The following is a 26531-nucleotide window of genomic DNA, read 5'->3' as shown; positions in this document are numbered from 1 at the left end:
GGCGTAATCATGTCAAACCGATTGTTTACCATGATTAAATCGTTCGTGATCCCTATACTTGCTATCGTTACATTACTTGTTGTTGCTGGATATGCCTTATCAGGTTGTCAGGGCGGACAGACAAAGTCGATTCAAGACCGTTATCCACTTGAATCTGTCGCAAAGGAAGGTAAACAAGAATCTTACGTGTATAGGGCCGCCAATCGGTCAGTTCCAGAAGTCGCAAAGGAACTCATTAATGAAAGAGAACCGCAGCAAGCATCTAAAGAAGACGAAAATCAAATGTTCCTCGTTTATTCTGATAAGATTTATAATCTGCAAAAGGATAAAGAGAAGCCATCTGATACGTTAATTGAAATAAGTAATAAAGAGTTTGTCCGTCAAAATTACCAACCGTCCTTCCTGCAAGGATATATTATGGGTAGTATATTAAATGATATATTCGGTTCACGAAAATCATCGTACGGTGATTATCGCGGATATAATGACAGACAAAATCATAAACCAGTTATTCCAGAGAGACCGCCTACGAAAGAAGAAAAGAAAACCCCGCCTCCAATTACGAAGGAAGGGAAAGGGTCTATCATTAAGCGTGGCGATAATGTAGATTCGAAATCTTCTGTAGGAGATACAGGAAGTATTACGAAAAAAGGAAGCAGCACGCCTCCGCCTTCTACTGGAAGCAAAGGGAAAATAACGAAAACACCAGGTGGTTCGAGCGGATCAGATGTGAAGCCGAAATCATCTATTAAAACGCCGCCAAGGAATACATCTCCCCCAAAAACGAGGGTCGGTGGTTCAGGAAAGATTACGAAGAGAAGATAGTGTAGAGACCGAAAAGTGGAATTGGCTTTTCGGTCTTTTTATTATGGGAATTAATTCCTTATAGCTGGTACAATGAAGTTATAAGGAGGAGATTATTATGACTATGTATAAAAGATTTAGTGTAATGATGTTCCTCGTATTATTCTTAAGTTTGTTTATTAGCACAACGATGAAATTTCACTTTGTAGTAGGTATTCTATGGATACTATGTACGTGTACTCTTTTTCTATATGTTCCGCTTCGTTTTCAACAAGAAGTGCCAGCCTTTCAAAAATACGTGGCATGGATTAAGAGCGGGGGAAGATGGGGCGAGTAAAAATATATCAACGATTATTGGAATATATCGACTTACTGACAAATAATAAGAAGAGGGTGTGCCAACATATTGGCACACCCTCTTCTTTCATAATGATTAATGAATATCACGTTTCTTAAAGTTACCGCCTTTTACTTCTGCTACGTCATAAACTGTAATAAAGGCGTGTGGATCGATTTCATTAATAAGTTCTTTCATTTTACTTTCTTCTAAACGGTTAATTACACAAGAAATTTCTTTGAATTTCTCTCTAGAATAACCGCCGTATACTTCGTTATATGTTGCACTTCGGCCTAAACGATCACGAATGGTTTCTACCATCAATTCAGGCTCTTTCGTAATGATTTTAAATGCTTTCGAACCACTTAAACCAACTTCAACGATATGAATCACTTTCGAAGCAATAAAGTAAGCAATTGCCGAAAGGATAGCTCCTTGAAGACCGAATACGGTTGATACGAAAATAAATACGAACATGTTTAAGAATAAAATAAGGTCACTCGTTCCAAATGGTAACTTACGAGAAAGCAATACAGCTAGCATATCGATTCCATCTAATGCCCCGCCATTACGCAATGCTAGTCCCATACCAAAACCGATGATAATACCACCAACAACTGTAACTAATAATGTATCGCCTTCAATAATAGCTGGTATTCCGTGCATGACAACGGTACCTATTGCTAATGAAGCAATCCCGATAATAGAATAAATCGCAAAGCTTTTACCGATTTGCTTATATCCTAACCAAACGAAAGGAATGTTAATAACTGCGATTAGAGCTCCTAATGGCAATCCAAATAATCTTGAACTAACGATACTTAAACCAGTTACACCACCGTCTGATACGTTATTTGGAATTAATACTGCCTCTAATCCGTACGCTGTAATAAATGCCCCAATAATAATCATCAAAGCTTTTGAAGCGATTTTAAGCTTATTGGGCTTGTTTTTGATAATTTTCTCCATATGATTTCCTCGTTTCAAACTAGTTTCTTATTTGTTACGTCATTCACACTTAAATTTTATTTTAACATTTTATTTGAAAAAATTCTCCTTTAATGGATGTATGCAGGGAATATTATGACCATATTAACTTTAAAATATTTTTGAAATGAGTATAAGAAATCCCATCCTTTCAAAGGATGGGAGACTATTAAGAAATGATAAAACTAAGTAAGGATAGGAATAAAGAAAATCCTAAAATAACTCCGCAAACTTTCATATGACGTTTACGTCCCATCACAATAATTGCGACATATTCACGAATCATTGCATTAGGCCAATAATAAAAGGCTGTTTTTGATCCGATTCCTTGGCTATTAAGCCCTGCTTGTCTTGCATATATACCAGCGCGGAAAAGGTGGAAATTATTCGTTGTAAAAATACTTTTATACTTACCGTCTGGTTTTAAAGAATCCATAATTTCTTTAGAGAACAACATATTTTGATATGTGTTTACAGAGCGATTTTCTTGCACTGTATGTTCAAGCGGAATTCCTTTTTCAACAGCGTACTTTTGCATCGCTTCTGCTTCAGGAAGGCCTTCATCTGGACCTTGTCCACCAGAGAAAATAATTGTTGGTGGCGTATTCACAGTGGCTTGTTTCCAGTAAAAGTCGATCGCTTTATGAATACGACTTGCAAGTAAAGGTGGTACTTTATCATTAATTAAGCCGCTACCGAGAACGATAATGAAATCTTGATTACGCCTTGGTCTGTTGAATTGATATAGAAAATAAGCGCTTAAGAAGTTAGATAAGTGTATAAAGAAATATACGGTTATAAGAGAAATACCAGCGAAAATAGGCTGGAAATGTGATGAGAAGAAACTTGCTGGACTTATGAAAAGGAATAATATACAGAATAAAATACCTAAAGCAGCAATAAGTGTTAAACAGTTAGTAAAACGTCGGCCTTCTCGTTTCATTAAAATTCTCGCATTCAGAAATAGTCCAAACATTAAAGCAACAATACCAAAAGGAATCATAACGATAAGTGCTAAAATAGGTAAGACTATTATGTAGCCTAGGATAGTATTACTGGAGTTCCAAGAGACAAGTATACAAAACAGAAGGAAAAAACAGATAAAAGTATTAAATAAAAACCCATTTATTATTTTTCGTGGATCTTTTAAATAGGAGATAAGAAAAATAATAAACAATATAAGAGGAATAATTCCGAAAGACATAAATATAGTACACCTCAATTTGTATAAGAATTTGACATACCTTTTATATTACATGATTTTATAATTGAAAACGAAAGAAAAAATGATTTAGAATTTTCTCAATAAAATATATGGATACATATGTTACAATGTATGTAAAGCGATATATTAAAAGTAAAATGGTTGAAGAGGCACTCTATGGAGTGTCTTTTCTTTTTCGTATGTAATTATGCATATTATATTTATTTTCAAGTGAAGAGGATTAAAATATAAGTGGTAGACATACTTTATAAAACAGAATGTAATACAAACATTTCCCTCTACTTTTTGTATCTAACAATCGTATAACAATAAATAATTCTGTTTTATAGTGTCTGTTTATGAAAGGCATCTTCTTTGAAGGCGCCTTTTTTGTTGTTTCATGTAGATACTTTTCACTGTTGGTATAGTGGAAAGTATCTATACTAAACATTAGCAATCTTCCGTATAAATATTATCAATTTACTATATATTCCAGTAGTGTTAACCTACATATGAAAGGCTTTCTTTTTCAAAATATTACCCCTAATAAATTTTTGAAGAAGTCAACTGTCTCCAAAATTGCCATTCATGCTTAGCAAAAAAGAATCCTGCAGGATTCTTTTTTGTGTTCGACAGAATATGACAAAGTACATTTGAATAATTTGTTATATTGTTAAATGGTTATTATGGAAAGAGAAGGAGACTTAAGTATGAGATTTAAAAAATTAATTTTAACAGGTGCACTTGTTGCAACTACAGCATTTACTTCAATTGGAACAGCGGAGGCAAGCGCAGGTTTTAAAGATGTTCCAAACAATCATTGGTCTTATAAAGCAATTATGGATTTAGCAAATAAAAACGTTGTTGCTGGATACGGAAATGGGATTTTTGGATTTGGTGATGATGTAACGCGTGAGCAAGTTGCAGCTCTTATGTTCCGCCATTTAAAACCGACAGTAAAAGAACAGTATAACAATCCATATAAAGATATTACGGATCGTTCAACTATGTTTAAAAAAGAGATTCTTGCTTTAACAGAGATGGGTATATTTGTTGGAGATAACACAGGAAAATTTAGACCGAAAGATTCGTTAACTCGTGAAGAAATGGCACAAATTTTGACAAGAGGATTCCAATTGCAAATTAGAGGGGATCATAATTTCCCGGATGTAGATAGAAATGGATGGGCGAATCCTGCGATTACTGCAATTAAATCAAATTATATTACGGCTGGAACTGGTGATGGTAAATTCGCACCTAAAATGCATGTAAGTCGTGAGCAATACGTTCAGTTCTTATATAATGCAACGTTACCATTTGAAGAAAGACCTGGAGCAAAACAACCACAGCCACAACCGAAACCAGAAGTAAAACCGGAAGTGAAACCAGATCCGAAACGTTTTGCGAACTGTAAAGAAGCAAACGATGCGGGATATTATGACATTACAAGAGATAGCCCGTATTATGGTAAGCATTTAGACCGTGATGGCGATGGAATTGCTTGTGAGAAAAAGAAAAAAGGTAAATAAGAAAAAGCACTCAATTTGAGTGCTTTTTCTTATGGAGACATGCTATTTTTTTAGGAGCTTTTCATAAAATGAAAGTAAGGAAATGAAAGTGGGTGACAAAATGCCGTCAGTTGTGGAAGGCGTTATTATTGAAAACTGCAACGGAACGATTAATTTAGGAGATAAATATAACGTGCAGCCGATTGAAAAAACGAAAGCTTATAATGGATCGGGATCATCGAATACAGGGATTAAAGTACAAACATTTAGCGGGGTTAGTACAGCGGATGTAGGAGATAGCGATGTGAATGATCAGGGAATGCAGTTTACTTTATAGAGAAATATGCAAAATTGCATCAAATGATGAACTTACCCTGTGCTACAATCTAGCTGTGAGCTGTTAATGATTCTTCTGTATTATAGTTGTTAGATTAGAAATATAACATCTTATCGAAAATCATACGTATAAAAAAGACACTTCAACCGAAGTGTCTTTTTTCATTTTAGTGATACCCTTTAGCAGAGTCTTTATGAATTTTATTTTTAAAGATACTGTAACTCCAAAGTTGATATCCAATAACAATTGGTACCATAACCATTGCAACGAAGAACATAATTTTTAAGTTTAATTGACTACCAGCTGCGTTGTATAACGTTGTACTATAAGCATCATTAATACGAGATGGTAACATTCTTGGGAACATACCCGCAAAGCCAGTTGTCATAAACATTGCGATTGTTAAGCAAACGAATGTGAATGCAAGACCGATTTTATGTTTGTACACCATAATAAGTGCGAGTACACTCATTAACATTGCAAGTACTGGAAGAATGAATAGTACCGGGTACTCTGTGAAGTTTTGGAATAAATTTGTACGATTTGCAGTTGCTACATAGAAAATAGCTAAAATGATAGCAGCTGCCATTGAAAATGGTCTTGCGATTTTATAAGCACGGTCAGATACTTCACCAGTCGTTTTAATCATAACCCAAAGGGCACCAGATACGACGAATATAGCAGTGAAGAACAACCCTCCTAAAATACCATAATGGTTTAGTAAGCTAAGTAAATTTCCTTCATAGCCATTTTTTCCAATTTGCAGTCCGTAATAAAGATTAGCAAATGTAACACCGAATAGGAAAGCAATTAAGAAACTACCAATTGCAAATGCCCATTTACAAGTTTTTTGCCAAATTGGTGAATCATCTTTATGCATGAACTCAAGTCCAGCAGCACGAGCAAATAGTGCAAGTAATACTAAGAATAACGGTGTATATAGATAACTAAACATATTTGCATATGTGACTGGGAAGGCAGCAAATGTTGCGCCACCAGCTGTAATTAACCACACTTCATTACCGCCCCAGAACGGGCCAATTGCTTCTTGTAATTGATTTCGTTCTTGTCGGTCTTTCGTAACGAAAGGGAAAATCATTCCGTTACCAAGTGCATACCCATCAAGAATAAAGTAAACTGTCCAAATCACGCCCCATAAACCAAACCAGATGATTGCAAGCATATCATGAGACATGAGCCGCACCTCCTTCAGTAGCAGGTTCTTCTAATGCTGCGGGTCCTTTTTTCGCGAACTTCAGCATTAAGTATACGTCTGCGATTAAAAGTAAAGTGTAGAACAAGATTAAACTAATTAATGAGAACCAAATTTGCGGGACAGATATAGGTGATACAGATTCTGCTGTACGCATGAGTTTATATACTGTCCATGGTTGACGACCTACTTCGGCAACAATCCAGCCAGCGTTAATTGCGATATATGGTAGTAAAACAGACCATATTGTCATTTTTAAGTAACGTTTTGAGTTTTCTAGTTTTCCTTTTCGGTTTAAGTAGAAACCGTACCAAGTTAATGCCATAAAGAACATACCAAGGGCAACCATTAAGCGGAAGCTATAGTACACGAGGTTAACATTTGGACGATCTTCTTTCGGAATATCTTTTAAACCAACAATTTCGCCATCAAATGAATTTGTATAGAAGAAGCTTCCTAACTTTGGAATCGTTAGGAATTCAAAGTTCTTTTCGTTTTTTACATCAGGAATTTGAACAATCGAGAAGCCTTGTCCTTTTCCAGTTTCCCAAACAGCTTCCATCGCAGCACCTTTAGCTGGTTGATATTTAGCTGCTGATACACCAGATTGATGTCCCATAAACGGTGTAATTGTTGCGGCGAATAAGCCTAACATTAAGCCAAATTTAAATGATTTTTTGAAGAATTCAACTTCATTCTTACGTAATAAGTGATAGGCACTAATTGCCATAACGAAGAAAGCACCAACAATATAACAACCAACTACAGTATGGAAGAACATATTCCAAGCGTATGGATTCGTAACGAGTGCCCAGAAATCATTTAATTCAGCGCGGCCGTTACGCACGACGTAGCCAACAGGATTTTGCATAAAGCCGTTTGCTGTAATAATCCAAAGGGCGGAAATATTTGTTCCAAGTGCAACCATCCACATACAGAAGGCACGGAACTTTGGTGAAATTTTGTCTTTACCGAATAACCATATTCCCATGAAAGTAGATTCTAAGAAGAAGGCAACGAGTGCTTCGATTGCGAGAGGTGATCCGAAAATATCTCCCATATATTTGGAGTACTCAGACCAGTTTGTTCCAAATTGGAATTCCATCGTAATCCCGGTTATAATCCCCATTACGAAGTTAATTGTAAATAATTTACCCCAGAAATTTGCCATTTTGCGGTATGTTGGATTCAATGTGCGGGCGTATTGAGTCTCCATACACGCTACTAAAATAACAAGTCCGATTGTCAAAGGTACAAATAAAAAATGATAAAAAACAGTAATTGCAAATTGAAAACGACTCAGTAACAGAACGTCGGACATAATAAATATTCACTCCTTTTTTACATTATCTACAATCAGTTTATAGTGAAAATGCGTTTAAAGTATGTGAGACTTGTTACAAAGCTGTGTGTATATTTTGAAAGAATTATGTCGATTATCTGAAAATATCTTATTTTTACTATAAAGCGATATCCTTTTTGAGTTTTTCATATTTTGGTACACTATTTATGTAGTGTAAACGAGAGAAAAGAGGGCCTTTTACTATGAAGTCATTAGAAGAGATTTTGCAATACAATGAGAAATTTGTGGAAGAGAAAAAGTATGAAGAGTTTGTAGCGGGGAAATTTCCAAATAAAAAGATGGTCATTATTTCTTGTATGGATACAAGACTTGTTGAACTATTGCCGAAAGCGATGAATATGCGTAACGGCGATGTGAAAATTATTAAAGTAGCAGGCGCTGTTATTTCACATCCATTTGGAAGTATTATGCGTAGTATTTTGGTCGCTGTATACGAACTTGGCGCTGATGAAGTATGTGTAGTTGGTCACCATGATTGTGGTATGGCAAAAATTCAAGCAAGTAGTACGATTGAGAAAATGAAAGAGCGCGGTATAACAGAAGAGAAATTAGATATGCTTCGTTATTCTGGAATCGATTTAGAACAATTCTTGCGCGGTTTCTCTAGTGTAGAAGAAAGTGTAGAACATAGCGTATCAGTACTTCGCAACCACCCATTACTTCCGGAAGAAGTACCTGTTCACGGTCTTGTTATCGATCCTGATACAGGAAAATTAGATTTAGTTGTGAATGGTTACGACAATTAAGAATGTACTTTGTCATCCTTTTTATCTGGGACAGGATCAAATCCTCCTGGGTGGAAAGGGTGACATTTTAATATACGCTTACAAGTAAGCCAAAAGCCTTTGAGTGCACCATGCTTTTGAAACGCCTCTAATCCGTAATGAGAACAAGTTGGATAAAAGCGGCAAGTGGGTGGTGTCATCGGAGAAATGAACTTTTGATAAAAGCGTATAATCCCAATAAAAATCTGTTTCATAACGATCTCCTTTTCAGCATATTCTTAAAGTATTATAGCACGACTGTACATAATACTTTACTAATGTGCATTTCCGTTATATCATATTGGATATAACGGAATTAAATTAAAAGCGGGAGAGATGTTGTATGCCATCAGTAGAAAGCTTTGAATTAGATCATACGATTGTAAAGGCACCTTATGTAAGACATTGCGGAGTTCACAATGTAGGTAGTGACGGTATTGTAAATAAATTTGATATTCGTTTTTGCCAACCGAATAAACAAGCGATGAAACCAGATGTTATTCATACGTTAGAACATTTATTAGCATTTAATTTACGTAAATATATTGATCGTTATCCGCATTTCGATATTATCGATATTTCACCAATGGGCTGCCAAACAGGATACTACCTTGTAGTAAGCGGAACACCGACAGTTCGAGAAATCATTGATTTATTAGAATTAACATTAAAAGATGCGGTTCAAATTACAGAAATTCCAGCTGCAAATGAAACGCAATGTGGTCAAGCGAAGCTTCACGATTTAGAAGGAGCAAAACGCTTAATGAACTTCTGGTTAAGCCAAGATAAAGATGAACTTGAGAAAGTATTTGGATAGGAAGAAAAACTGCCTGTGAAAGGGCAGTTTTTTTTGTCATGATAATAAATAAAATTATATCGACGATTTTTCGAATATATCGACCGTAACTTGAAATATATCAACGATTTTTTTAATATATCGACGTTTCGACATGGAATATCGACTTACCGACAAAAACTGACAAAAAAATCATCCCTATTTTATTACGTGCTTGTAAATGCGAAATTGCTCAAGATTTCATTCTATATGTAGCGAAGGTAGTTTGATATGAGAACGAAGAGCGTAAGAATAGACACGAAAAAAAACGGAATGCTCATTGATTTTCGTCCGAATATAAATTCGTTAATTCCGACAAGAATAAAGAAACAACTGAGAATAAATTGTACGTATGGGAGAAGTGAGAAATGATCGGTAATCTGGATATAAGTGCAAAGAGTGAGTATGAGAAGCGTGGAAAGTCCTAAAACAATCCGTAAACCAATTAGCATGTAATTCCCCCTTAAATAGATTATTTATCGGAATATTTCTGAGAAGCTAAGAAATAAAGCACCAGCTCCAGCTATGAAAGCAAATATACCACTAGATTTTCTGTCTTGTTTTATTTCTCCTAGTCCTATAGTGAAAGTCATTAATCCTAAGAAAATGAACATATAAGGCATCATTTCTCTATTACCAGTAAAATATCCGTAAATTACTATACATAATGCAATGAGTGCAAAAATAATCTGTAATCCCTTTAGCATATATATCCCCCCTGTTATTTTATATAGCTAATGATGAGGAAAATCCAAATAAATCCGGTTCCTGAATCTTTTTTCTTTATTTGTTCAAGGGCAATAAGGAATAGTAAAGCTCCTAATAGAAATTGTGAAAGTGGTAGAAAGTTATGTTGAACTGCTAGTAAACGAATACTGGATATGATGTGGCCTAAAATAAGTAGTAGTATACGAAGCGTATTATGAATTCTTCTTGCTGTTTTTTGTATACGGGTTATCTTCTGGTTTATCGACGGAATGTTTATAAGCGTAGCCTTTATTAATCGTCATGACGGAGAGTACTAATATGACTAGGACGATTATAATACCGATAATTAATATTTTAAACATGGAATCCCTCCTTTTCTTTATTTTACATAATTTTGTAATTGATGAAAACAATAGAAATAAAAAGGATGAAAGAAGGGTGTTACATGGAGCAGAAAAAAACATATTATATATCAATAGCAAACGGTCAAATTTCACAAGTGAAGACAGCGGATACGTATAATTTTGAGATTTCCGCAAATGATGAGGAAATTACGGAGTTAAGAGAGTACTTTGATCAAGCGTATGTAGAGGATTTAGGTTCATTTGTACGCTCCCACGTTCCATTTGTTGAGTATCATCATGATTCAAATAATGACCGATATGATGAACAACTACAAAAAGCATATAAAATGATTTACGATTTAGGAAATCATGAGACGAAAGAATTAGTCGCGCAAATGGGAATAATCAATGGATTATAATTGGATAATATTATGCAGAAAAGCGAGAATATGCTACAATTTGTGGTAGGAAAAACTTGTAACCATCAATAGGGGAGTAATGGCATGTACAAATTTAAAGATTATTACCACAACACTGTACAATTATCGTTTGAACGTTATCCATTTTCTCCTGAGCCAAAGCATGTTTGGGTTGTATGCCGGTACGGGGATCAATGGTTATTAACGCATCATTTACGTCGCGGTCTTGAATTTCCAGGTGGAAAAGTAGAACTAGGGGAAACACCGGAAGAAGCGGCAGTTCGAGAGGTTCATGAAGAAACCGGCGGCATAGTTTCTGATTTAACTTACTTAGGACAATATAAAGTATCTGGAAAAGACAAAATAATCATTAAAAACATTTATTTTGCAACAATTAGTGCGGTAGAAGAACATACGCATTACGAAGAAACGAAAGGCTCTGTTTTATTAACAGACATTCCTGACAACATTAAAACGGATAGAAAATTTAGCTTTATAATGCGCGACGATGTATTGGCGCGTACGATGAAACATATAGAAGAAATCGGCTGTTTTACGAAGTAAAGTGGCCGATTTCTTTTTTTATAAGATCAAATGTAAATATATCTTTACATTATTTTGGGTATATTATACAATTTTGTAAAGATATATTTACATTTTAGGAGGAGGAAGATGGATAACAGAAAAGAAACGACTGTTACTGTTTCGATGGTTAAATTAAATATCTATGCACTTCTTATAATATTCGCTTTGGCGTTTGGAATTGGTTATTTGCATATATTTCTTTCAGGCGGGGTGCAATTTGAATTTACATTGCCCGTTATGTTTCTTTTGATTATTGGAATGATTGTTTTCGTTTGTATTCATGAGGCAATACATTTAATTGGATTTCGTTATATCGGAGGTGTTCCGTGGAGTGAACTAAAATGGGGCGTCAATTGGAAATTAGGTGTTGCATATGCTCATTCTAAACAGGCGATTACAGTAAAGCAAATGAAGAAAGTGTTAATGTTACCGTTTTTACCGACTGGAATTTTGCCAATTGTATTGGGATTAGTTATGAATCTGGAGCCACTCTCATTTTTAGGAATTTTACTAACAGCGAGTTGTATCGGTGACATTGCCTTATATCAAAAAGTTTCAAAGTTTCCAGATGATGCGCTAGTGAAAGATCATCCGAGTAAACCGCAGTTTACAGTATATGAATCATAAAGGAAGAGGAGGCGTCCGGGAAACGAAGCCTCCTTTTACTATTGTCTTGTTTTTGTCTCTATCTCTAAAAGCGAAAGCACCTCCAACAAATCATCCACCACACGTGAATGCTCAAAATCACCCCAAAATGAATCTCTTTTCCAAACACCAAGAATCCCTACTTGTTCAGAACCCAGTACATCATTTTCAGGATGATCCCCAACGTAAAGACATTCTTCTGCCTTCACATCTAGCTTTTTTAAAGCTCTTTCGAAAATTTCAGGATGCGGTTTTTTTATTCCTTCCGCTTCTGAAACGAGAATTGTATTTGTATACGTATGTATGTTTAGTGCGCGAAGATTATTCATTTGAAAGTCAGTAAAGCCGTTTGTAATAATACCAATTTTAATATTTTGTTGTGTTAAACGTCGAAGTAATTCATGCATGTTTTTGAAAGGAATACAATGATGTTGAAAATTTGTAATGTAGTCGTGCAGCAGTTGCTCTTGCGTTAAAGTAGTAATGTTGTATTCGGAAAGGAGAGTAGCATATACTTTATCCTTCCACGTATAGCCATTATTATCTAGTTCGAGAAATCGAGAACAATACTCGGATTTTTCTATGTTCATTAAGTGAGAGGTAAAGCGATTATATTGATCATGAATAAATTGTTCTAAAGATTGATGACGGTCTAATAGTGTTCCATCTAAGTCGAATAGGACTGCTCGAATCATGGGTAACCTCCTTGCAATTTTTATAATTAATTATCGCATATTCGTTAAAAAGAGATTATTATATTTTTGTAGAATGGAATGATGGAGGAGTGTATGAAGAGACTGTATGGCAAGTTAGTAGGGGTTATCGTTGCAATCGGCTTACTAGCAGGATGCGAAAGTTCTATGAAGAGTGTGAAAGAAAAAGAAGTGTGTAAAACAGACGAAGAATGTGTGGAAATAGGAGATAAGAAACTTCAAAAAGTATATGAAAAAATAGATGGATTATCTGAGCTTGAAGCAGTAGAAGATTATGAAATAGAAGAGCATGAAAGTGCGGATATGAAAGAGGCAGAGCAGAAAAAAGAAGATGATGATGAAAATTATTTCTTTTTAGCTTCTTATTATATTGATGGTGATGAAATTGTAGATCCTTATTTTGAAAAAATAGAACGGAAACGTTTAAATAAAGTATTTGCTGAAGATAAAGAAGCGAAAGAAGAAGTACTGCAACAACGTCAAGATAGAGGGTATCATGAAGACTTGTGGGATATGTATCGCACGCTCATTCCAGCTAAATATCGCGAGAATATAACAGAATTTGATTTAATAACGGATGGTTATGACGGTGTTGTTGCTCACGTTATGCCTAGTATAGAGAATCCGAAAGACTGGACTCTTAGCTTAGATACGCTTGATTCTGCAGTAAATATCGATGAAGTGATGAAAACATTAATTCATGAGACAGCTCACGTGTTGACGCTCGGGCATAAGCAAATACCAGTAGATGAAAACTATATAAAGGATTTTGAAGAGGATAAAGATATTTTAACGTACCGAAATAAATGTGGAAATCTTTTCTTACAAGAGGGATGTGCGAAGGAAAACTCTTATATTAATCAATTTTATAATTCTTTCTGGAAGCCTATTGAGCAGGAGTGGACAGAAAAGAAAGTAGAAGAAAGTGAAGAAACGCAAATTGCATTTTTTAAAGAAAAGCATGATGAGTTTGTATCACAGTATGGAACGACAAATGTAGCAGAAGATATTGCAGATACATTTACAGCATTTATTTTGCAAGATTCCAAAAAGGTGAAAGAAGGATCGGAGTTAAAGTATAAAAAAATTGCCTTTTTCTATCAATTCCCTGAGCTTGTAAAAATGAGAGCGGAAGTGTTGGCAGGATTATATGATGTTTCGAAAACGATAGAACAACGAAGTGGAAACTAATGCGGGTTATATATGTTAGCTAAGAAAACGTAAAGAATTGTAGTTCTTTACGTTTTTTATGTTGATAAAATTGAAAATTCTGTATTTTTATTAAAAAGAAGAAGGAACTATCACTATAAAATAGAATTAGTATAAAAATGTCACAATTTAGACACAATTATAATGCGCGTGTTATAGGGACTATAAGTTTACTCTCGAGGAGGTAATGAAACGTATGAAAACGATTCTTGCTGTCGCTGGTCTCATTTGGGTAATGTCTCACGGTTTTCCGATTTTTGAAGGGGAGCAAATTCGTAGTGCATTGGATAAAAAGTTTAATGATTATCATGTGATAGATCGAAAAGATAATGTCGTTACAGTACGTGTGAAAGATTGTTTCCATACAGTTACGGTTGCGGATGGAAATGTTAAAAATGAAACAAAGATGTGTGATAAAAAGTAAAAGAAAGAAGCTGACTATAGTCTATCGCTCTAAGTCAGCTTCTTTTTCGTTTCCCAATTAGAAGTTTTTCAAATGCCTCAACAAACACATACATAAGTGTTGCGAGGACGCATGTGAGTAGTACGCTTAGTAAGACAAGTGTGAAATTAAATACTTGGAATCCGTAGCTAATTAAGTAGCCAAGGCCTTGTTTAGAGACGAGAAGTTCGCCGAATATAACACCGACCCACGATAATCCAACGTTCACTTTTAATGTTGAAATAATGGCTGGGAAAGATGCAGGGAGAACGACTTGTTTATAACATTGCCATTTATTTGCGCCAAATGTGTCCATCACTTTTATATAGTTAGAATCGACTTCTTGAAATGCGCTGTAAATAACGAGAATGGTAATGATGATAGAAATGATTACTCCCATTGCAATTGACGAAGAAATATTTGGGCCGAAGATTACAATGATAATTGGCCCAAGTGCCACTTTTGGCATGGCGTTTAGGACGACGAGATATGGATCAAGTACGCGGGCGAGAAGTGGTATCCACCAAAGGAAAGTAGCGATAATGGCTCCGAGCACTGTTCCAAGAATGAAGCCTACCCCCGTTTCAAGTAATGTCGTCCATATGTGGACCCAAAGCGAACCGTCCATCCATTTATTAAGGAAGAGATCCCAAATGCTTGAAGGAGAGCTAAAGAGTAAAGGATCAATCCATTCTTTTTTGCTAGCGATTTCCCATAGTGCAAAGAAAAGAATGAGCAGTAAAAGCTGCAAAGAGCGTGCTAACCATGCGCGCCTGCGTTCTTTTTTCCGAAACTGTTCATGTAGTTGCTTTATATTATCCAAGGCGCTCCAGCTCCTTCCATATATTTTGGAAGAGGGATGGGAAGTCATGGTGGTGGCGTGATTCTAACGGTGATAAGGAACGGATGCTTTCTGGGACGATAAATGTTTTTGCAATTTTTCCGGGATTCGCTTGTAGTAAATAAATACGATCACTCATCGCAATTGCTTCCTCAATATCATGCGTCACGAGTAGTGAAGTTTTCTTATATTTGTGAAGTAAGCTGAAAACGAGATCTTCTAGTTTCAATTTCGTTTGATAATCGAGTGCCGAAAAAGGTTCATCTAGCAATAAAATTTTTGGATCGGTCGCTAACGTTCGAACGAGGGCGGCACGTTGACGCATACCACCGGATAGTTCACGAGGGTATTGCTGCTCTACATCATGTAGACCGACTTGCTTTAAAAGCTGTAAAGTATGTTCTTTCGTCTGTTCATCGTAAATGTTTCGGATATGAAGTCCAAGCATAATATTTTCTTCAATTGTCTTCCAAGGGAACAAGTAGTCTTGCTGCAACATATACCCCATAGATGAAGTTTTCGTTGTAATGGGCTCGCCATCTAAAAAGACGATACCTTCAATTGGATCAAGCAGCCCGGCAATAATGGAGAGAAGTGTCGTTTTGCCGCAACCACTTGGGCCGAGTATCGAAATGAATTCGCCTTCTTCCACTTGTAAACTCATATCTTCGAGAATCAATTTGGCATTCTCTTTTGCGAAAAAGCAGTGAGAAACGTTACGTATTTGTAAAAAGCTCATACACTTCGCCTCTATTTCTTAATAACGCTCTCGGCAATTTTTGTATTGACGAGCGCTTCATGTGGAACTTCTTTTTGTAATTCGCCAGCGTCTTTCATAATCGTTTGGAGCTGTTTCCATTCTTCAGCATCTAATAGCGGATTTGTCGCATAAGAATGTTGCTTTTTATACCGTTCAATTACTTTTACTGTAATGTCTTTTGAAGTATCTTTAAATAACGGAGAAACGGCATCAGCAATCTCTTCTGGACTATGAGTATCAACCCATTGTTGCGCTTTATAGAGAGCACGTGTGAATTTTTCAGCAGCAGCTTTATCTTTCTTTAAGAAACTTTCCTTTGCCATGAACGATGTATATGGAACAGTACCAGATTCATTTCCGAACGAAGCGACGATATATCCTTTTCCTTCTTTTTCAAATATACTTGCAGTCGGTTCAAAGAGCTGTACAAATTCCCCCGTACCAGATGCGTAGGCATTTGCAATATTAGCAAATTCGATGTTTTGAATTAAGTTTGTATCTTTGTGAGGATCAATGCCATTTTTCTTTAAAACGTATTCTCCAACCATTTGCGGCATGCCGCCTTTACGTTGTCCTAAAAACGTAACACCTTTTACGTCATTCCAATTAAAAGAGTCTAATTTTTTACGCGAAACTAAAAATGTTCCATCTGTTTGTGTAAGTTGTGCGAAGTTAATGACAGGGTCTTTTGCGCCTTGTTGATGAACGTAAATGGACGTTTCAGAACCGACGAGAGCAATATCAATCCCGCCAGATAATAAGGCGGTCATCGTTTTATCTCCGCCAGCTGTCGTTTGAAGGTCAATATTTAATCCTTCCTCTTTAAAAAATCCTTTTTCAATCCCGACATATAACGGGGCATAGAAGAGAGAATGGGTAACTTCGCCGACGCGAACGTTTTGAGTTTGTTCTTTCGTACTTTCTTTTTTACTACTGCAAGCAGCAAATGTGAAAACAGCTAGTAACATGATACAAAAAATAGCTATTAATTTTTTCACTATATAACACCTCCTAGAAGTCACTCTACAAGCATGATATGTAGGTAAGTGCCCATATGTGAGTGTAGATAGCAGGAATTTTTTGGGGGATAAAGAAGTACAAATATAAGGGGTGATAAAATGGAGTACGAATATGATGATAGCGTACATTTACATCTTGATTATTTCGGAACAGAATGTGATCTGGAATCGATTGCTTATAAGCGGAAGAATGAAGACGTGTGGGATGTATATTTTAATTTTGGAGCATATGGTCTTCAGAAAGATGGGATCGAGACGGGTAAATTTATGGACGAATATGCTGGCTATTACGTTTTTTCTGTACATGCTCGTGATCTTAGTTGGGAATTGGGAAGTGCTCAATTTGAAGAGTGGGTTTTGAAAAATCATATCGTAGAAAAATCGCTGCAAAAATAAGGAGGAATTTTGTGGTCGATTTTCTCATTTTCTTATTCATTTTTGTAGTGGGATTTTTTATTATGCAAGTGCTCATTTACCGATTTGCAAAGAAAAACATCCAAAAATATACAAAAACAAAATGGATTCATATGTGGCTAGAGATGAATATGAAAAAGGGTCCGAGATTAGATTTTTTTGATTTTGTAGTTATTGTACTCGTATGTATCGTATGGAAAATATGGCTGTTTCCTTTTATATAATACACATGCTAATGATTTTTTCTTTTATCATAAAATAACGAAAAGAACCTGTCTTGTGGCAGGATTTTTTCGTTATAGTAATAGTTGTAAAAAACTTGCAGTTATAAGTAAAATAGTGAGTAGTGTTGTGAAAGATATTTTGACAAATACAGAAACACATACATACGGAATTAAAGTGTGATTACAGAATGGACAAATTGGCTGTGTGCAAAGTGTGGGGTAATAAGAAAGAGGTCGTCCACTGTTGGACGACCTCTTTCTTATTATGCTTGGTTCGTGCGGAAGAATGGAAGCTTCTGCACAATGTGAATTAATCCGTATGCAAGAATTAAGCACATAAGGGGATTAATGAAAAATCCATAGCGATTAATTGCTAAGAATAAGTTTGAGAAGATAATGTAAATAATAGAACTTGCTACTAGCATCATAACGCGTTTATGTTTAAATGAATTTAGCATGAAGCAGAAGCTGCTCAAGAATGTACCGATAATAAACACTCTATGACATAGTTGCATAAAGTTGTGAATACGGTATTGATCTACAGCAGGAGCTGTTTTGAATAATTCAATTGTTTTACCGACAGTGAACCAAGAGAACCAATAAGTGAAGTCCGTCTTAAAGCCGTTCTTGATTAATTCTTTTGCGTATGCCCCTTTGTCATCTAAGCCTTTGGCTCTCATTTCATTTACTATATTTTCATATCCAATTTTATTAAATGGATCAGCACCGGCAATTAGTGGATCAGCACCTTGGGTTGAGAATAAAATAAATTGGTTGAGTGCTAAATAGTTACGAACAACCCATGCACCAATAATAAAGAAAGGTCCGATAAACCATAACAATCCGATTCGAATGGAGTCTTTAAATCCATATGTAAATAACACAACAAGAACAGGAATGAGCATCATTGGAGCTGGATTTGGACGGAACATAAGTAAAATTGAAACGACAATTCCAAACCATATATGGAATTTCACTTTATTGTATTTCCATGCAAGAACAAATACATATACACATAACGCCAATAAGAATATGGATGGAACTTCTGTTAGCAATGTACGGAAGTATGTATAGTTACTTGGATAAATAGCATATAAAATACTTGCAACAATTCCATAAATGTTTTTTTCGAACAATTCTTTTCCTATTAAGAATACTAATAGCACTGTGCAAAGGTTCATGATCATGTTAATAACAGTTGCTACGTAATAGTAAGGAATTGATGTAATATCAGAAATAATCATAGCGCCAGCTAATAGTAATGGCTGACCTGGTGTAATATATGCATTTTTCCCTGGAACTTCACTAGGTTCTAAATACACATAACCAAATACACCATGTTTTAATAGTTGTTCAGCTGTTAACGAATAGTTAAAGGCATCATTTGCACCATATGTTACTTTGACTAACTCTCCATCTAATCCTGGCTGTTTTACTAAACAAAAAACGTGCAACAGGAAAGAAAGCGCCAAAATTGCATATACCGCTTTAGGCAAACTCTTAAACTTAGTAAGCAAAAATGAGCAACTCCTTTTTTATTAATTCTTTCGTATTTTCATGTGAAATCTTTAATAGTATTAAGGATTTCCAAAACATAGTTATTATATCATAAAGTGGAATGCTGAAATTAAGTTTTTCAAGAATGAGTAATTTGTATGCCACAATTTAACTGGTGATTAAGGGAATATTAAGACAATACATTTATGATAGAAGCAAGTATGCAGACGAAATATGTCATATATGTTATTTTAATAGAAATAGTTCTTTCGATGCGGGGAAATTAAGACATAGAAACGAGGGAATGAATTGAAGTATGGTTCTACACTTTTTGATCTTCCAAAAAGAAATATATTAATTTCTAGTATTATAAGTAGTATGGTGACTTTATTGGTAATAACTATGCTGTTTATGATTTTAAAGGTTTTTAATTTAGACATAATGAAAGCTCATTTAAATCAAAATCTTGTTTTAATTGTTATGATGATTTTCATATGGGGCATAACATTTTATATTTCACATTTTAATAAAAAAGAGATGTCTATACTTAGGGAATCCCTACGAGTGCATTTTATATTATTTTTACTAGCTCATACAGTAGCGTTATTTTATATTTTCATGCAAGTTAATATGAGTTTCATAGAGGCAATGAATTGGATTTACTTTTATAACATGCAGTTTATATTAAGTGTTGTAGCAATTTATGCAATATACATTCTTGTTTATAATTTAATAGGCAAGGTTTTTCTAAGTATGATTTTAACGAGCTGTACGTTAGTCATTTTAGGTATTGTGAATTATTTAAAGCTTATTTTTAGAGGTGATCCGCTGTATCCTTCTGATTTCACACAAATTATGCATATGCAATCTGTTATACCGATGGTGATGGACTATTTTAGCTGGAGTTATATTTTTGTCATTATCTTAAGTATCGTGGCTTGTATTGTAGCAGGGATATATATGAGAAGGTATATTCAAAATGTAAAGATTCATTTAGGAATAAGAGCCTTATTAGTAGTAGGATCTATTTTTGTTCTATATGCGTACGGTAATTTTGCGAACACATTTATGAATAAAGTATTTCAAAAATCAGGTGTAGATTTTGTTTTGTGGGATCAAAATGAGAACTATGCTTCAAATGGTTTTGTACTTGGGTTTATTAGCAATTTAGATACAACAGTTATGGAAAAACCAAACAATTATTCTAAAGAAAATATGCTTCAAATAGCAAACGATATAAAACAACAATATAGTGGAAATATAGGGAATCAAAAGAAAAAAGAGAAACCGAATATTATTTTTGTAATGAGTGAATCGTTTTGGGATCCGACGAAAGTAACAAATCTTTCTTTTAGTGAAGATCCTGTACCAAATTTGCATCATTATATAGAAAATTTTCCTGGTGGACAAACTATTTCTCCTACATTTGGAGGTAATACGGCGAACGTCGAATTTGAAGCGTTAACGAGTTATTCAATGAGTTTGTTAAAGCCAGGTTCTATACCATATCAGCAGGTTATTACAAATAAGAAAGAAATTCCATCAATCCCTACGGCGTTGAAAAAAGAAGGGTATTACACAAGTGCAATTCATTCATTTGGTCGCTCATTTTTCAAACGCGATGACGTATACAGAGTGTTAGGGTTTGATAAGTTTAATGCAGAGGATACGATGGAAAATGTAGATATTGATGGAGATTATATTAGTGATTTAGCGATGAGTAAAGAGATAATTGCTGAGTTAGAGAAACAAAAACAACCTACATTTATTCATGCAGTTACGATGCAAAATCATTTTCCATTTACAGAGGGACGATTTGGTGAAAACCTAATAGAAATTAGCGGGCTAGAAAATGAAGAATCAAAGGGAGAATTAGAGACGTATACAGAAGGGTTAAGACGTTCAGATGAGGCCCTTCAATATTTAATAGAACAACTAGATAATTTAGATAGACCTACATTATTAGTATTTTTTGGAGATCATCTTCCATCATTAGGAACAAATAAATCTTTTTATAAAGAAAATGGGTATATAACGAATGAAAAAACACCGAATGAACGTTTAGCGATGGCGCAAACGCCGCTATTAATGTACGCAAACTTTGATATGCCAAATGATAATTTAGGTGTAGTAAGTCCAATTTATTTTTCTAATCTTATTTTTGATTATGCAGGATTAAATAAATCCTTATTTTATCAATTTTTATCCGAATTTTATAAGGAAATACCGGTGCTTAGAGATGAATTAAAAGTTGATAAAAATGGAGAAGTAATCAATGATTTAACAAAGAAACAAAAAGAAATGTTAGAGCAATATAAAATGCTCCAATATGATTTACTCGTCGGAAATCAATATAGTAAAGATATCCTTTTTAAATAAAAGAAACAAAAAGAACTTGTATAACGATACAAGTTCTTTTTTATAGTATTTAACGGGGTAACCAGACAAGCTGGGTTTAGGGAGTATTACTTGTACCTTTAGTATAAATGAAAATGTAATCGTTGTATTAGTTGATTTGTGAGAAATGTGTGAATTTTAATGTTTTTGAAAACTACGTTCCTATCGATATGATTTGGCATAGGTTTTTATGAATGTAAAAACTTTATAAGTTCTTCGTTTAATTCATCCGCTTGATCGATTGGGGAGCCGTGACCACTATTGGTGAGAGGATGTAACTGAGAATTTTTAATCTGTTTTTGTGTAAGTTCAGCGCTTTTGTATGGGATAAGTTGATCGTGAATACCGTGGAATATTTTTGTTGGCACGTTAATTTTACTTAAATCTTTCGTTACATCTTCATTTGCAGCTGCTTGCAATATTTTGATGAGGGCATAGGAAGCAGACTGCATACCGAGATAAGAAAACCATTCTAACGTAGCAGATCCTAAGTTTCTATTAAAAAATGATAAAGATACATCATTTAAAAATTTAGGGAGATTGGCATACATTTGATTAATGAGAGTATCTGCTTGTTCTTTTGGGACACCATAGGGAGATTCTTGATTTTTAACGAAAGAGGGGGAAACGGCATCGACTAATACAAGTTTAGAAATACGCTGACCATTATAGCGAGACATGTACCGAATAGAAAGGGCACCGCCTACTGAGAAACCGACTAATGTAGCATTTTCGACTTGAAGTGCTTCTAAAACGATGGCGATATCGTCTGCTAAACGATCGTATGTGTAACCAGTCCATGGTTTATCAGACTGCCCATTTCCGCGTATATCCATAGCGATGCAGCGGAAACCGTGCTGTGGTAACACGTTGAGTTGATATTGGTACATTTGATGATTTAAAGGCCAACCATGGACGAAGAACACAGTTTTACTACCAGGACCGGGATTAACATCTTGCACAAAAATATGCACATCTTTCTCGACGGTAACAAACATGAATGAGCCTCCTATTCATACGCCAGAAGCGTAGGATTTCGTTCTATTAAGACATCAAGCTTTCCTTCATTTTTTACCATTTATATAAAATCTCTCCTACATAATATACGTATTATTGTTTATAATTTTTATGATTACATATCGTCTGAAAATATCAAAACGTTGGGATGATTTTCCTCAAATGTTCGATTTATCTTTGTTTGTATAAGAAAATCATTTATTATAATAAATGGTATTCTTCGAGATATTATGTTGAAGGGGTGTTGAAGTGAAAGAAAGTTTTCTATCATATAAAGAAGAAGAAAGGAATGCCAAAATCTTTTTGTGGGTGCTATACGTCATTGTTATTTCATACCAAGTTTTATATGCAATCGTATTAGAGAATAAATCACTAACGGATAAGGGACATAGCATAATATGGCAAGTAATTTGGGGAACTGTAATACTCGGTGTGAATGTATATTTAATAAAAAAAGAGAAAGCGAATCTTGTTAAATATGCATGTTTATTTGCATACATAGGAATAGAAATTGCTAATATACTTTCGTATATGCTTTATAATAAGGCGGCATTTGATGGGGTAAATATAATAGAAATTATTCTCATCTTCTTTGTACCTATATTTTTAAATAAAAAATATTTTGTGTTTGTACTTTCAACTATTGTAGTGAAATATGTGATTTATTTATTTGTATTAAAAGAAGTAAAAGGATTTATGTTCCTCATTATGTATACACTCGTATTAATAGCAGCATACATCATTTTAAATCGATTTATACAATACCTTTCAGCGGTAAAGGAAAGTATTAAGATTGCTAGTGAATCACAAAAATTAGCAGTAATCGGAAAAATGGCAGCGACAGTGGGACATGAAATTAAAAATCCCCTTGCTTCATTAAAAGGATTTACGCAATTACAACGAGAGAAGCATGGGGAGGACCCTATTTACAAACAGATGATTTTTGAAATAGAAAATATGAATAATATGATAAGTGAATTGATGGAAGTTGCTACATGTAAACCCTCTATTTATAAGAAACATAATATAGGTGAGATTGCATTACAAGCAGTAGCAATTCTTCGAGAAAAAATGAATGAATCTAGTGTCCAGCTTATTTCTAATATAGAAGAAAAGATAATAGAAGTTGAATGTGATGAGCGGAAAATACGAGGAGTCTTTCTCTATGTCATAAAAAATGCTCTGGAGGCAATGGAGCAAGGTGGCACACTAGAGTTACGATTAGAAAATAAAGGACAAGATTATGTAATGCTAAGTGTAATCGATACTGGTTACGGTATTAAGAAAGAAAATTTGGCTCGTGTTACAGAAGCTTTTTATACAACGAAACAAGATAAAATTGGTTTGGGACTTACGGTAGCGAATCGGCTTGTTACGGAGCAGCATCTTGGTGAATTACATATTTCAAGTAAAAGAGATATTGGAACTAGAATAGATATCATTCTCCCGAAGCAACGTGGAAATAGTGAAATCCAAGGGGGAGAAAAGCTAGGAGTTACCATATGAATAAAGACGATATATTTAAAAATGAAGAAATGAAGGCGCTGAAAATATATTTAAGTTTATTTTTCATTATATTTTTTGTATACGATCTTGCCTACGAATTTATTGTACCTTTAATAGGAGGAGAGCAAGAAGGAGTAGGACAATTTGAAGATGGTTTAGGTTTATGGCTTTATTTTCTGATGGTGGTTCTATTTTGTACTGGAATATACTTTATGAAATGGAAAAATCCATTTGCAGTAAAGTATATTATTCTAATTGGATATAATCTATTAGATTTTATCCATAATTTTATGATTTACTACGGTAGTGATGCTGAGTTTGATGGTGGGAATATAGTAGAAGGATTTTTTATTTTATTTGCCCCACTCTTTGTGAATAAAAGATATTTTTGGTTAGTTCCGAGCATACTGGTTGGCAAATATGCTCTTATAGGAATCATTATTCATTCATCACTCGTTTTAATTCCGATGGCATTATATAGCGTATTTACTATCATATGTTGGATTATGTTTTTAAGGTTCCAATCTTACGTTCGTACGCTTGAGATGATGAATAAAGAAATACAACAAACAGAAAAGCTAGCAACTGTTGGGAAAATGGCTACAGTTATTGGTTACAAAATTAGAAGACCTCTAGCGAATTTAGATAAATTTGTAAATAAGCAAGCGAGTAAATATCCAGAGGATAAAATATATAGTGATATTATGAAACAAGAAGTAGAACGAATTCATACAATCGCTACAGAACTTAGTGGATTTGAGAAATCTAAATCAATAGAATCAGAAGTTCATAATATAGAAGAAATTATCGCTTATGTTATTCGAGTTATGGGGAAGCCTGCTTTAAATCAAGGCGTACACATACAAGGTATTTATAGTAAAGACATACCATCGATTACATGCGATGAAAAACGATTAAAACAAGTGTTTTTTAATTTAATTAAAAATGCGATTGAAGCAATGTCAGTTGGCGGAACGATTACGATTAAAGTGACTAAGTGACTGTAGAAGATGCAATCATTATTCAAGTTAAGGATGAGGGTTGCGGTATTCCAAAAGATAAAATTCCGAAGCTAAATGAAGCATTTTACACAACGAAAGAAACTGGAACAGGTTTAGGTTTAGTAGTTACAGAAAAAATTATTAAAGACCACAACGGTAAAATGAGTTTTGAAAGTGAAGTTGGGGTTGGAACGACGGTGAAGGTTGTATTGCCGATATCATGAAAAGTTATTTTAAAAAGGGAGATCACTTATTTGAGAGTGAACTCCTTTTTTTTGAATAAAAATTCAAAATTGTTCACACTATTAGTGCAGTATATGGAAAATAAAATTCGAAATATGGTTATTTTGCAGTGAAAGTATATAATGAACTTGTCTGTTATTTGTTTTAATTCATTTGTATTGTTATTTGTTGACCCGAATCTCGGGTCTTTTTTGTGGAATGAATTGTTTTAAGTGTGAGTTATATGTCAGTGATTAAAAAAACAGAATATACAGCACTGGCAGTAATTCCAGGGTTAATATAAAGGGATATAGCATCTCCTCTCGAAACAAGGTTTCCAGTGGTAATACTAGTCCAAGTTACAGTAGCGGGACCTACTACGGGAGTAGGATTAAATACTTGAATTTGTCCCGATCCAGTATCCGTCGGTTTAATGGAAAATACTATAGTTCCGGTAATTTTGTTTGTGGTAGTTAAAGTAATAGTAGTTAGAATGTAACTGGAAGTAGGAGCGGTGAGGTTTGTGGGGACATTCCTGCAAATATCAATCGTATAAGCAGCAGCAGGTAAGTTATTTACATTTATAGACGCCGTAAACCCAACTATACTACCAAATCCAGCAGTGACATATGGAATAACATTAGAGTCAATTCCAGGGGAGCCCGCTATACGTTGAAAACCAGCATTTGTTCCTTGAAACACAATACTTTTTGCTGAAGCACTACCAGCGGAGCCAGTGGGTCCAGTACTTCCAGTGATGCCGGTGGGTCCGGTGATGCCAGTGGGTCCGGTGCTTCCGGTAGATCCGGTGTTTCCGGTAGGTCCAGTATTCCCGGTGGGTCCAGTGATGCCAGTGGGCCCAGTGATGCCAGTGGGTCCAGTGCTTCCGGTAGATCCGGTGTTACCAGAAGGTCCAGTGATGCCAGTGGGTCCAGTGCTTCCGGTAGATCCGGTGTTACCAGAAGGTCCAGTGATGCCAGTGGGTCCAGTGCTTCCGGTAGATCCAGTGATGCCAGTGGGTCCAGTGCTTCCGGTAGATCCGGTGACGCCGGTGGATCCAGTGATGCCAGTAGATCCAGTGATGCCAGTGGGTCCAGTGCTTCCGGTAGATCCGGTGACGCCGGTGGGTCCAGTGATGCCAGTAGATCCAGTGATGCCAGTGGGTCCAGTGATGCCAGTGGGTCCAGTGCTTCCAGTAGATCCGGTGATGCCAGTA

Annotated in this window: 30 protein-coding genes and 2 pseudogenes; 17 read left to right on the top strand and 15 right to left on the bottom strand. The window is 35.1% G+C overall.

Annotation, left to right across the window (positions count from 1 at the left end; all coding sequences use genetic code 11):
* The first annotated feature begins 9 nt into the window (after nucleotides 1-9).
* On the top strand, nucleotides 10-825 hold the full coding sequence (locus NLJ82_RS23575) for a DUF4247 domain-containing protein (protein WP_000071209.1): 816 nt from the start codon (nucleotides 10-12) through the stop codon (nucleotides 823-825).
* 97 nt (nucleotides 826-922) lie between these two features.
* Complete coding sequence (locus NLJ82_RS23570; protein WP_000180109.1) at nucleotides 923-1141, top strand: hypothetical protein; 219 nt, start codon at nucleotides 923-925, stop codon at nucleotides 1139-1141.
* A gap of 96 nt (nucleotides 1142-1237) precedes the next feature.
* Here NLJ82_RS23570 and NLJ82_RS23565 read toward each other — a convergent pair whose 3' ends face one another.
* Together NLJ82_RS23565 and NLJ82_RS23560 are read right to left on the bottom strand one after the other, a co-directional pair.
* Complete coding sequence (locus NLJ82_RS23565) at nucleotides 1238-2110, bottom strand: YitT family protein (protein ID WP_000411240.1); 873 nt, start codon at nucleotides 2108-2110, stop codon at nucleotides 1238-1240.
* Nucleotides 2111-2297: 187 nt separating this feature from the next.
* Entirely contained in the window at nucleotides 2298-3332 is a 1035-nt protein-coding gene (locus NLJ82_RS23560; RefSeq protein ID WP_000007819.1) for a YdcF family protein, read from the bottom strand.
* Nucleotides 3333-4042: 710 nt separating this feature from the next.
* On the opposite strand from NLJ82_RS23560, the gene NLJ82_RS23555 reads away from it, so the two are divergent.
* A complete protein-coding gene (locus NLJ82_RS23555; RefSeq protein ID WP_001211242.1) occupies nucleotides 4043-4861 on the top strand; it encodes an S-layer homology domain-containing protein in 819 nt (272 codons plus the stop codon).
* Nucleotides 4862-4943: 82 nt separating this feature from the next.
* Nucleotides 4944-5177, top strand: a complete 234-nt coding sequence (locus NLJ82_RS23550; protein ID WP_002028687.1) for a spore germination protein — start codon at nucleotides 4944-4946, stop codon at nucleotides 5175-5177.
* Between the two features lie 166 nt (nucleotides 5178-5343).
* Here the strand turns inward: NLJ82_RS23550 and cydB are convergent, their stop codons facing one another.
* A complete protein-coding gene (gene cydB / locus NLJ82_RS23545; RefSeq protein WP_000017662.1) occupies nucleotides 5344-6372 on the bottom strand; it encodes a cytochrome d ubiquinol oxidase subunit II in 1029 nt (342 codons plus the stop codon).
* Nucleotides 6362-7711 (bottom strand): cytochrome ubiquinol oxidase subunit I, encoded by a 1350-nt coding sequence (gene cydA, locus NLJ82_RS23540; protein WP_001286199.1) that lies wholly within the window; start codon nucleotides 7709-7711, stop codon nucleotides 6362-6364. The genes cydB and cydA overlap by 11 nt, the downstream gene beginning before the upstream one ends.
* 224 nt (nucleotides 7712-7935) lie before the next feature.
* Between cydA and NLJ82_RS23535 the strand changes: the two genes are divergently transcribed.
* On the top strand, nucleotides 7936-8499 hold the full coding sequence (locus tag NLJ82_RS23535) for a beta-class carbonic anhydrase (protein WP_000838159.1): 564 nt from the start codon (nucleotides 7936-7938) through the stop codon (nucleotides 8497-8499).
* Here the strand turns inward: NLJ82_RS23535 and yidD are convergent.
* Nucleotides 8496-8732, bottom strand: a complete 237-nt coding sequence (yidD, locus tag NLJ82_RS23530) for a membrane protein insertion efficiency factor YidD (protein ID WP_000809333.1) — start codon at nucleotides 8730-8732, stop codon at nucleotides 8496-8498. The two genes, NLJ82_RS23535 and yidD, sit on opposite strands and share 4 nt — an antisense overlap.
* Nucleotides 8733-8860: 128 nt before the next feature.
* Between yidD and luxS the strand changes: the two genes are divergently transcribed.
* Complete coding sequence (luxS, locus tag NLJ82_RS23525) at nucleotides 8861-9334, top strand: S-ribosylhomocysteine lyase LuxS (protein WP_001141369.1); 474 nt, start codon at nucleotides 8861-8863, stop codon at nucleotides 9332-9334.
* A 494-nt stretch (nucleotides 9335-9828) separates the two neighbouring features.
* On the opposite strand, the gene NLJ82_RS23520 is transcribed toward luxS, so the two are convergent.
* The 3 genes from NLJ82_RS23520 to ytzI are packed head-to-tail and all read right to left on the bottom strand — an operon-like array spanning nucleotide 9829 to nucleotide 10422.
* Nucleotides 9829-10059: a YczI family protein gene (locus NLJ82_RS23520; RefSeq protein WP_000911961.1), complete on the bottom strand. Its 231-nt coding sequence runs from the start codon at nucleotides 10057-10059 to the stop codon at nucleotides 9829-9831.
* 14 nt (nucleotides 10060-10073) lie between these two features.
* Nucleotides 10074-10280: a DUF3953 domain-containing protein gene (locus NLJ82_RS23515; protein ID WP_046940845.1), complete on the bottom strand. Its 207-nt coding sequence runs from the start codon at nucleotides 10278-10280 to the stop codon at nucleotides 10074-10076.
* Nucleotides 10273-10422: a YtzI protein gene (gene ytzI / locus NLJ82_RS23510; protein WP_000472802.1), complete on the bottom strand. Its 150-nt coding sequence runs from the start codon at nucleotides 10420-10422 to the stop codon at nucleotides 10273-10275. Before ytzI ends, NLJ82_RS23515 begins: the two co-directional genes overlap by 8 nt.
* 83 nt (nucleotides 10423-10505) lie before the next feature.
* Here ytzI and NLJ82_RS23505 point away from each other — a divergent pair, with 83 nt between their 5' ends.
* From NLJ82_RS23505 to NLJ82_RS23495, 3 genes are all read left to right on the top strand, one after another.
* On the top strand, nucleotides 10506-10823 hold the full coding sequence (locus tag NLJ82_RS23505; RefSeq protein WP_000435818.1) for a hypothetical protein: 318 nt from the start codon (nucleotides 10506-10508) through the stop codon (nucleotides 10821-10823).
* An 84-nt stretch (nucleotides 10824-10907) separates the two neighbouring features.
* Nucleotides 10908-11387, top strand: a complete 480-nt coding sequence (gene mutTA, locus NLJ82_RS23500; RefSeq protein WP_000276386.1) for an antimutator 8-oxo-(dGTP/GTP)ase — start codon at nucleotides 10908-10910, stop codon at nucleotides 11385-11387.
* Nucleotides 11388-11495: 108 nt separating this feature from the next.
* Nucleotides 11496-12035, top strand: coding sequence for a DUF3267 domain-containing protein (locus NLJ82_RS23495; RefSeq protein WP_000370315.1), 540 nt, complete (start codon nucleotides 11496-11498; stop codon nucleotides 12033-12035).
* Nucleotides 12036-12073: 38 nt separating this feature from the next.
* Here the strand turns inward: NLJ82_RS23495 and NLJ82_RS23490 are convergent, their stop codons facing one another.
* Entirely contained in the window at nucleotides 12074-12748 is a 675-nt protein-coding gene (locus tag NLJ82_RS23490) for an HAD family hydrolase (RefSeq protein WP_000617303.1), read from the bottom strand.
* A gap of 93 nt (nucleotides 12749-12841) precedes the next feature.
* On the opposite strand from NLJ82_RS23490, the gene NLJ82_RS23485 reads away from it, so the two are divergent.
* Nucleotides 12842-13957, top strand: a complete 1116-nt coding sequence (locus NLJ82_RS23485) for a hypothetical protein (protein WP_000827054.1) — start codon at nucleotides 12842-12844, stop codon at nucleotides 13955-13957.
* Between the two features lie 214 nt (nucleotides 13958-14171).
* On the top strand, nucleotides 14172-14399 hold the full coding sequence (locus tag NLJ82_RS23480; protein ID WP_000849109.1) for a hypothetical protein: 228 nt from the start codon (nucleotides 14172-14174) through the stop codon (nucleotides 14397-14399).
* A gap of 34 nt (nucleotides 14400-14433) precedes the next feature.
* On the opposite strand, the gene NLJ82_RS23475 is transcribed toward NLJ82_RS23480, so the two are convergent.
* Genes NLJ82_RS23475 through NLJ82_RS23465 form a run of 3 tightly spaced genes read right to left on the bottom strand, consistent with a single transcriptional unit; the run spans nucleotide 14434 to nucleotide 17016 of the window.
* On the bottom strand, nucleotides 14434-15240 hold the full coding sequence (locus tag NLJ82_RS23475) for an ABC transporter permease (RefSeq protein ID WP_000368784.1): 807 nt from the start codon (nucleotides 15238-15240) through the stop codon (nucleotides 14434-14436).
* The gene (locus NLJ82_RS23470; RefSeq protein WP_000009047.1) at nucleotides 15233-15997 is read right to left on the bottom strand and encodes an ABC transporter ATP-binding protein; all 765 of its coding nucleotides are present in this window, start codon (nucleotides 15995-15997) and stop codon (nucleotides 15233-15235) included. Before NLJ82_RS23470 ends, NLJ82_RS23475 begins: the two co-directional genes overlap by 8 nt.
* Before the next feature lie 11 nt (nucleotides 15998-16008).
* On the bottom strand, nucleotides 16009-17016 hold the full coding sequence (locus NLJ82_RS23465; protein WP_000733153.1) for an ABC transporter substrate-binding protein: 1008 nt from the start codon (nucleotides 17014-17016) through the stop codon (nucleotides 16009-16011).
* A gap of 120 nt (nucleotides 17017-17136) precedes the next feature.
* On the opposite strand from NLJ82_RS23465, the gene NLJ82_RS23460 reads away from it, so the two are divergent.
* The 3 genes and pseudogenes from NLJ82_RS23460 to NLJ82_RS23450 all read left to right on the top strand — a co-directional run.
* Nucleotides 17137-17433, top strand: a complete 297-nt coding sequence (locus tag NLJ82_RS23460) for a DUF3986 family protein (protein WP_000455569.1) — start codon at nucleotides 17137-17139, stop codon at nucleotides 17431-17433.
* Between the two features lie 11 nt (nucleotides 17434-17444).
* A complete protein-coding gene (locus tag NLJ82_RS23455) occupies nucleotides 17445-17675 on the top strand; it encodes a hypothetical protein (protein ID WP_000227427.1) in 231 nt (76 codons plus the stop codon).
* A gap of 106 nt (nucleotides 17676-17781) precedes the next feature.
* Nucleotides 17782-17856 (top strand): annotated as a pseudogene (locus NLJ82_RS23450) (DUF2196 domain-containing protein); the annotation flags it as partial.
* Nucleotides 17857-17938: 82 nt separating this feature from the next.
* On the opposite strand, the gene NLJ82_RS23445 reads toward NLJ82_RS23450, so the two are convergent.
* Nucleotides 17939-19192, bottom strand: a complete 1254-nt coding sequence (locus NLJ82_RS23445) for a glycosyltransferase family 39 protein (RefSeq protein WP_000956217.1) — start codon at nucleotides 19190-19192, stop codon at nucleotides 17939-17941.
* A gap of 289 nt (nucleotides 19193-19481) precedes the next feature.
* On the opposite strand from NLJ82_RS23445, the gene NLJ82_RS23440 reads away from it, so the two are divergent.
* Nucleotides 19482-21551 (top strand): LTA synthase family protein, encoded by a 2070-nt coding sequence (locus NLJ82_RS23440; RefSeq protein ID WP_000873609.1) that lies wholly within the window; start codon nucleotides 19482-19484, stop codon nucleotides 21549-21551.
* 206 nt (nucleotides 21552-21757) lie between these two features.
* Here NLJ82_RS23440 and NLJ82_RS23435 read toward each other — a convergent pair whose 3' ends face one another.
* On the bottom strand, nucleotides 21758-22567 hold the full coding sequence (locus NLJ82_RS23435) for an alpha/beta fold hydrolase (RefSeq protein ID WP_000498290.1): 810 nt from the start codon (nucleotides 22565-22567) through the stop codon (nucleotides 21758-21760).
* A 268-nt stretch (nucleotides 22568-22835) separates the two neighbouring features.
* Here NLJ82_RS23435 and NLJ82_RS23430 point away from each other — a divergent pair, with 268 nt between their 5' ends.
* Nucleotides 22836-24092: an ATP-binding protein gene (locus NLJ82_RS23430; RefSeq protein WP_000664872.1), complete on the top strand. Its 1257-nt coding sequence runs from the start codon at nucleotides 22836-22838 to the stop codon at nucleotides 24090-24092.
* Nucleotides 24089-25317, top strand: a pseudogene (locus NLJ82_RS23425) (ATP-binding protein). The gene NLJ82_RS23430 and the pseudogene NLJ82_RS23425 overlap by 4 nt, the downstream one beginning before the upstream one ends.
* Before the next feature lie 238 nt (nucleotides 25318-25555).
* Here the strand turns inward: NLJ82_RS23425 and NLJ82_RS28950 are convergent.
* A complete protein-coding gene (locus tag NLJ82_RS28950; RefSeq protein ID WP_411267625.1) occupies nucleotides 25556-26488 on the bottom strand; it encodes a collagen-like domain-containing protein in 933 nt (310 codons plus the stop codon).
* Between the last annotated feature and the right edge of the window lie 43 nt (nucleotides 26489-26531).

This window comes from Bacillus paranthracis (assembly GCF_024296885.1).
Taxonomy (GTDB): Bacteria; Bacillota; Bacilli; order Bacillales; family Bacillaceae_G; genus Bacillus_A; species Bacillus_A paranthracis.
This window is presented reverse-complemented; position numbering and strand designations above follow the sequence as displayed.

Bases quoted from the DNA above. Each gene is read 5' to 3' on its own strand.
- NLJ82_RS23470 (WP_000009047.1), bottom strand. From the start codon at position 15,997: ATGAGCTTTTTACAAATACGTAACGTTTCTCACTGCTTTTTCGCAAAA.
- NLJ82_RS23560 (WP_000007819.1), bottom strand. From the start codon at position 3,332: ATGTCTTTCGGAATTATTCCTCTTATATTGTTTATTATTTTTCTTATC.
- NLJ82_RS23535 (WP_000838159.1), top strand. From the start codon at position 7,936: ATGAAGTCATTAGAAGAGATTTTGCAATACAATGAGAAATTTGTGGAA.
- NLJ82_RS23575 (WP_000071209.1), top strand. From the start codon at position 10: ATGTCAAACCGATTGTTTACCATGATTAAATCGTTCGTGATCCCTATA.
- NLJ82_RS23490 (WP_000617303.1), bottom strand. From the start codon at position 12,748: ATGATTCGAGCAGTCCTATTCGACTTAGATGGAACACTATTAGACCGT.
- ytzI (WP_000472802.1), bottom strand. From the start codon at position 10,422: ATGTTTAAAATATTAATTATCGGTATTATAATCGTCCTAGTCATATTA.
- NLJ82_RS23565 (WP_000411240.1), bottom strand. From the start codon at position 2,110: ATGGAGAAAATTATCAAAAACAAGCCCAATAAGCTTAAAATCGCTTCA.
- cydB (WP_000017662.1), bottom strand. From the start codon at position 6,372: ATGTCTCATGATATGCTTGCAATCATCTGGTTTGGTTTATGGGGCGTG.
- NLJ82_RS23480 (WP_000849109.1), top strand. From the start codon at position 14,172: ATGAAAACGATTCTTGCTGTCGCTGGTCTCATTTGGGTAATGTCTCAC.
- NLJ82_RS23460 (WP_000455569.1), top strand. From the start codon at position 17,137: ATGGAGTACGAATATGATGATAGCGTACATTTACATCTTGATTATTTC.
- luxS (WP_001141369.1), top strand. From the start codon at position 8,861: ATGCCATCAGTAGAAAGCTTTGAATTAGATCATACGATTGTAAAGGCA.
- yidD (WP_000809333.1), bottom strand. From the start codon at position 8,732: ATGAAACAGATTTTTATTGGGATTATACGCTTTTATCAAAAGTTCATT.
- NLJ82_RS23555 (WP_001211242.1), top strand. From the start codon at position 4,043: ATGAGATTTAAAAAATTAATTTTAACAGGTGCACTTGTTGCAACTACA.
- NLJ82_RS23505 (WP_000435818.1), top strand. From the start codon at position 10,506: ATGGAGCAGAAAAAAACATATTATATATCAATAGCAAACGGTCAAATT.
- NLJ82_RS23495 (WP_000370315.1), top strand. From the start codon at position 11,496: ATGGATAACAGAAAAGAAACGACTGTTACTGTTTCGATGGTTAAATTA.
- NLJ82_RS23435 (WP_000498290.1), bottom strand. From the start codon at position 22,567: ATGTTTGTTACCGTCGAGAAAGATGTGCATATTTTTGTGCAAGATGTT.
- mutTA (WP_000276386.1), top strand. From the start codon at position 10,908: ATGTACAAATTTAAAGATTATTACCACAACACTGTACAATTATCGTTT.
- NLJ82_RS23485 (WP_000827054.1), top strand. From the start codon at position 12,842: ATGAAGAGACTGTATGGCAAGTTAGTAGGGGTTATCGTTGCAATCGGC.
- NLJ82_RS23520 (WP_000911961.1), bottom strand. From the start codon at position 10,059: ATGCTAAAGGGATTACAGATTATTTTTGCACTCATTGCATTATGTATA.
- NLJ82_RS23550 (WP_002028687.1), top strand. From the start codon at position 4,944: ATGAAAGTGGGTGACAAAATGCCGTCAGTTGTGGAAGGCGTTATTATT.
- cydA (WP_001286199.1), bottom strand. From the start codon at position 7,711: ATGTCCGACGTTCTGTTACTGAGTCGTTTTCAATTTGCAATTACTGTT.
- NLJ82_RS23570 (WP_000180109.1), top strand. From the start codon at position 923: ATGACTATGTATAAAAGATTTAGTGTAATGATGTTCCTCGTATTATTC.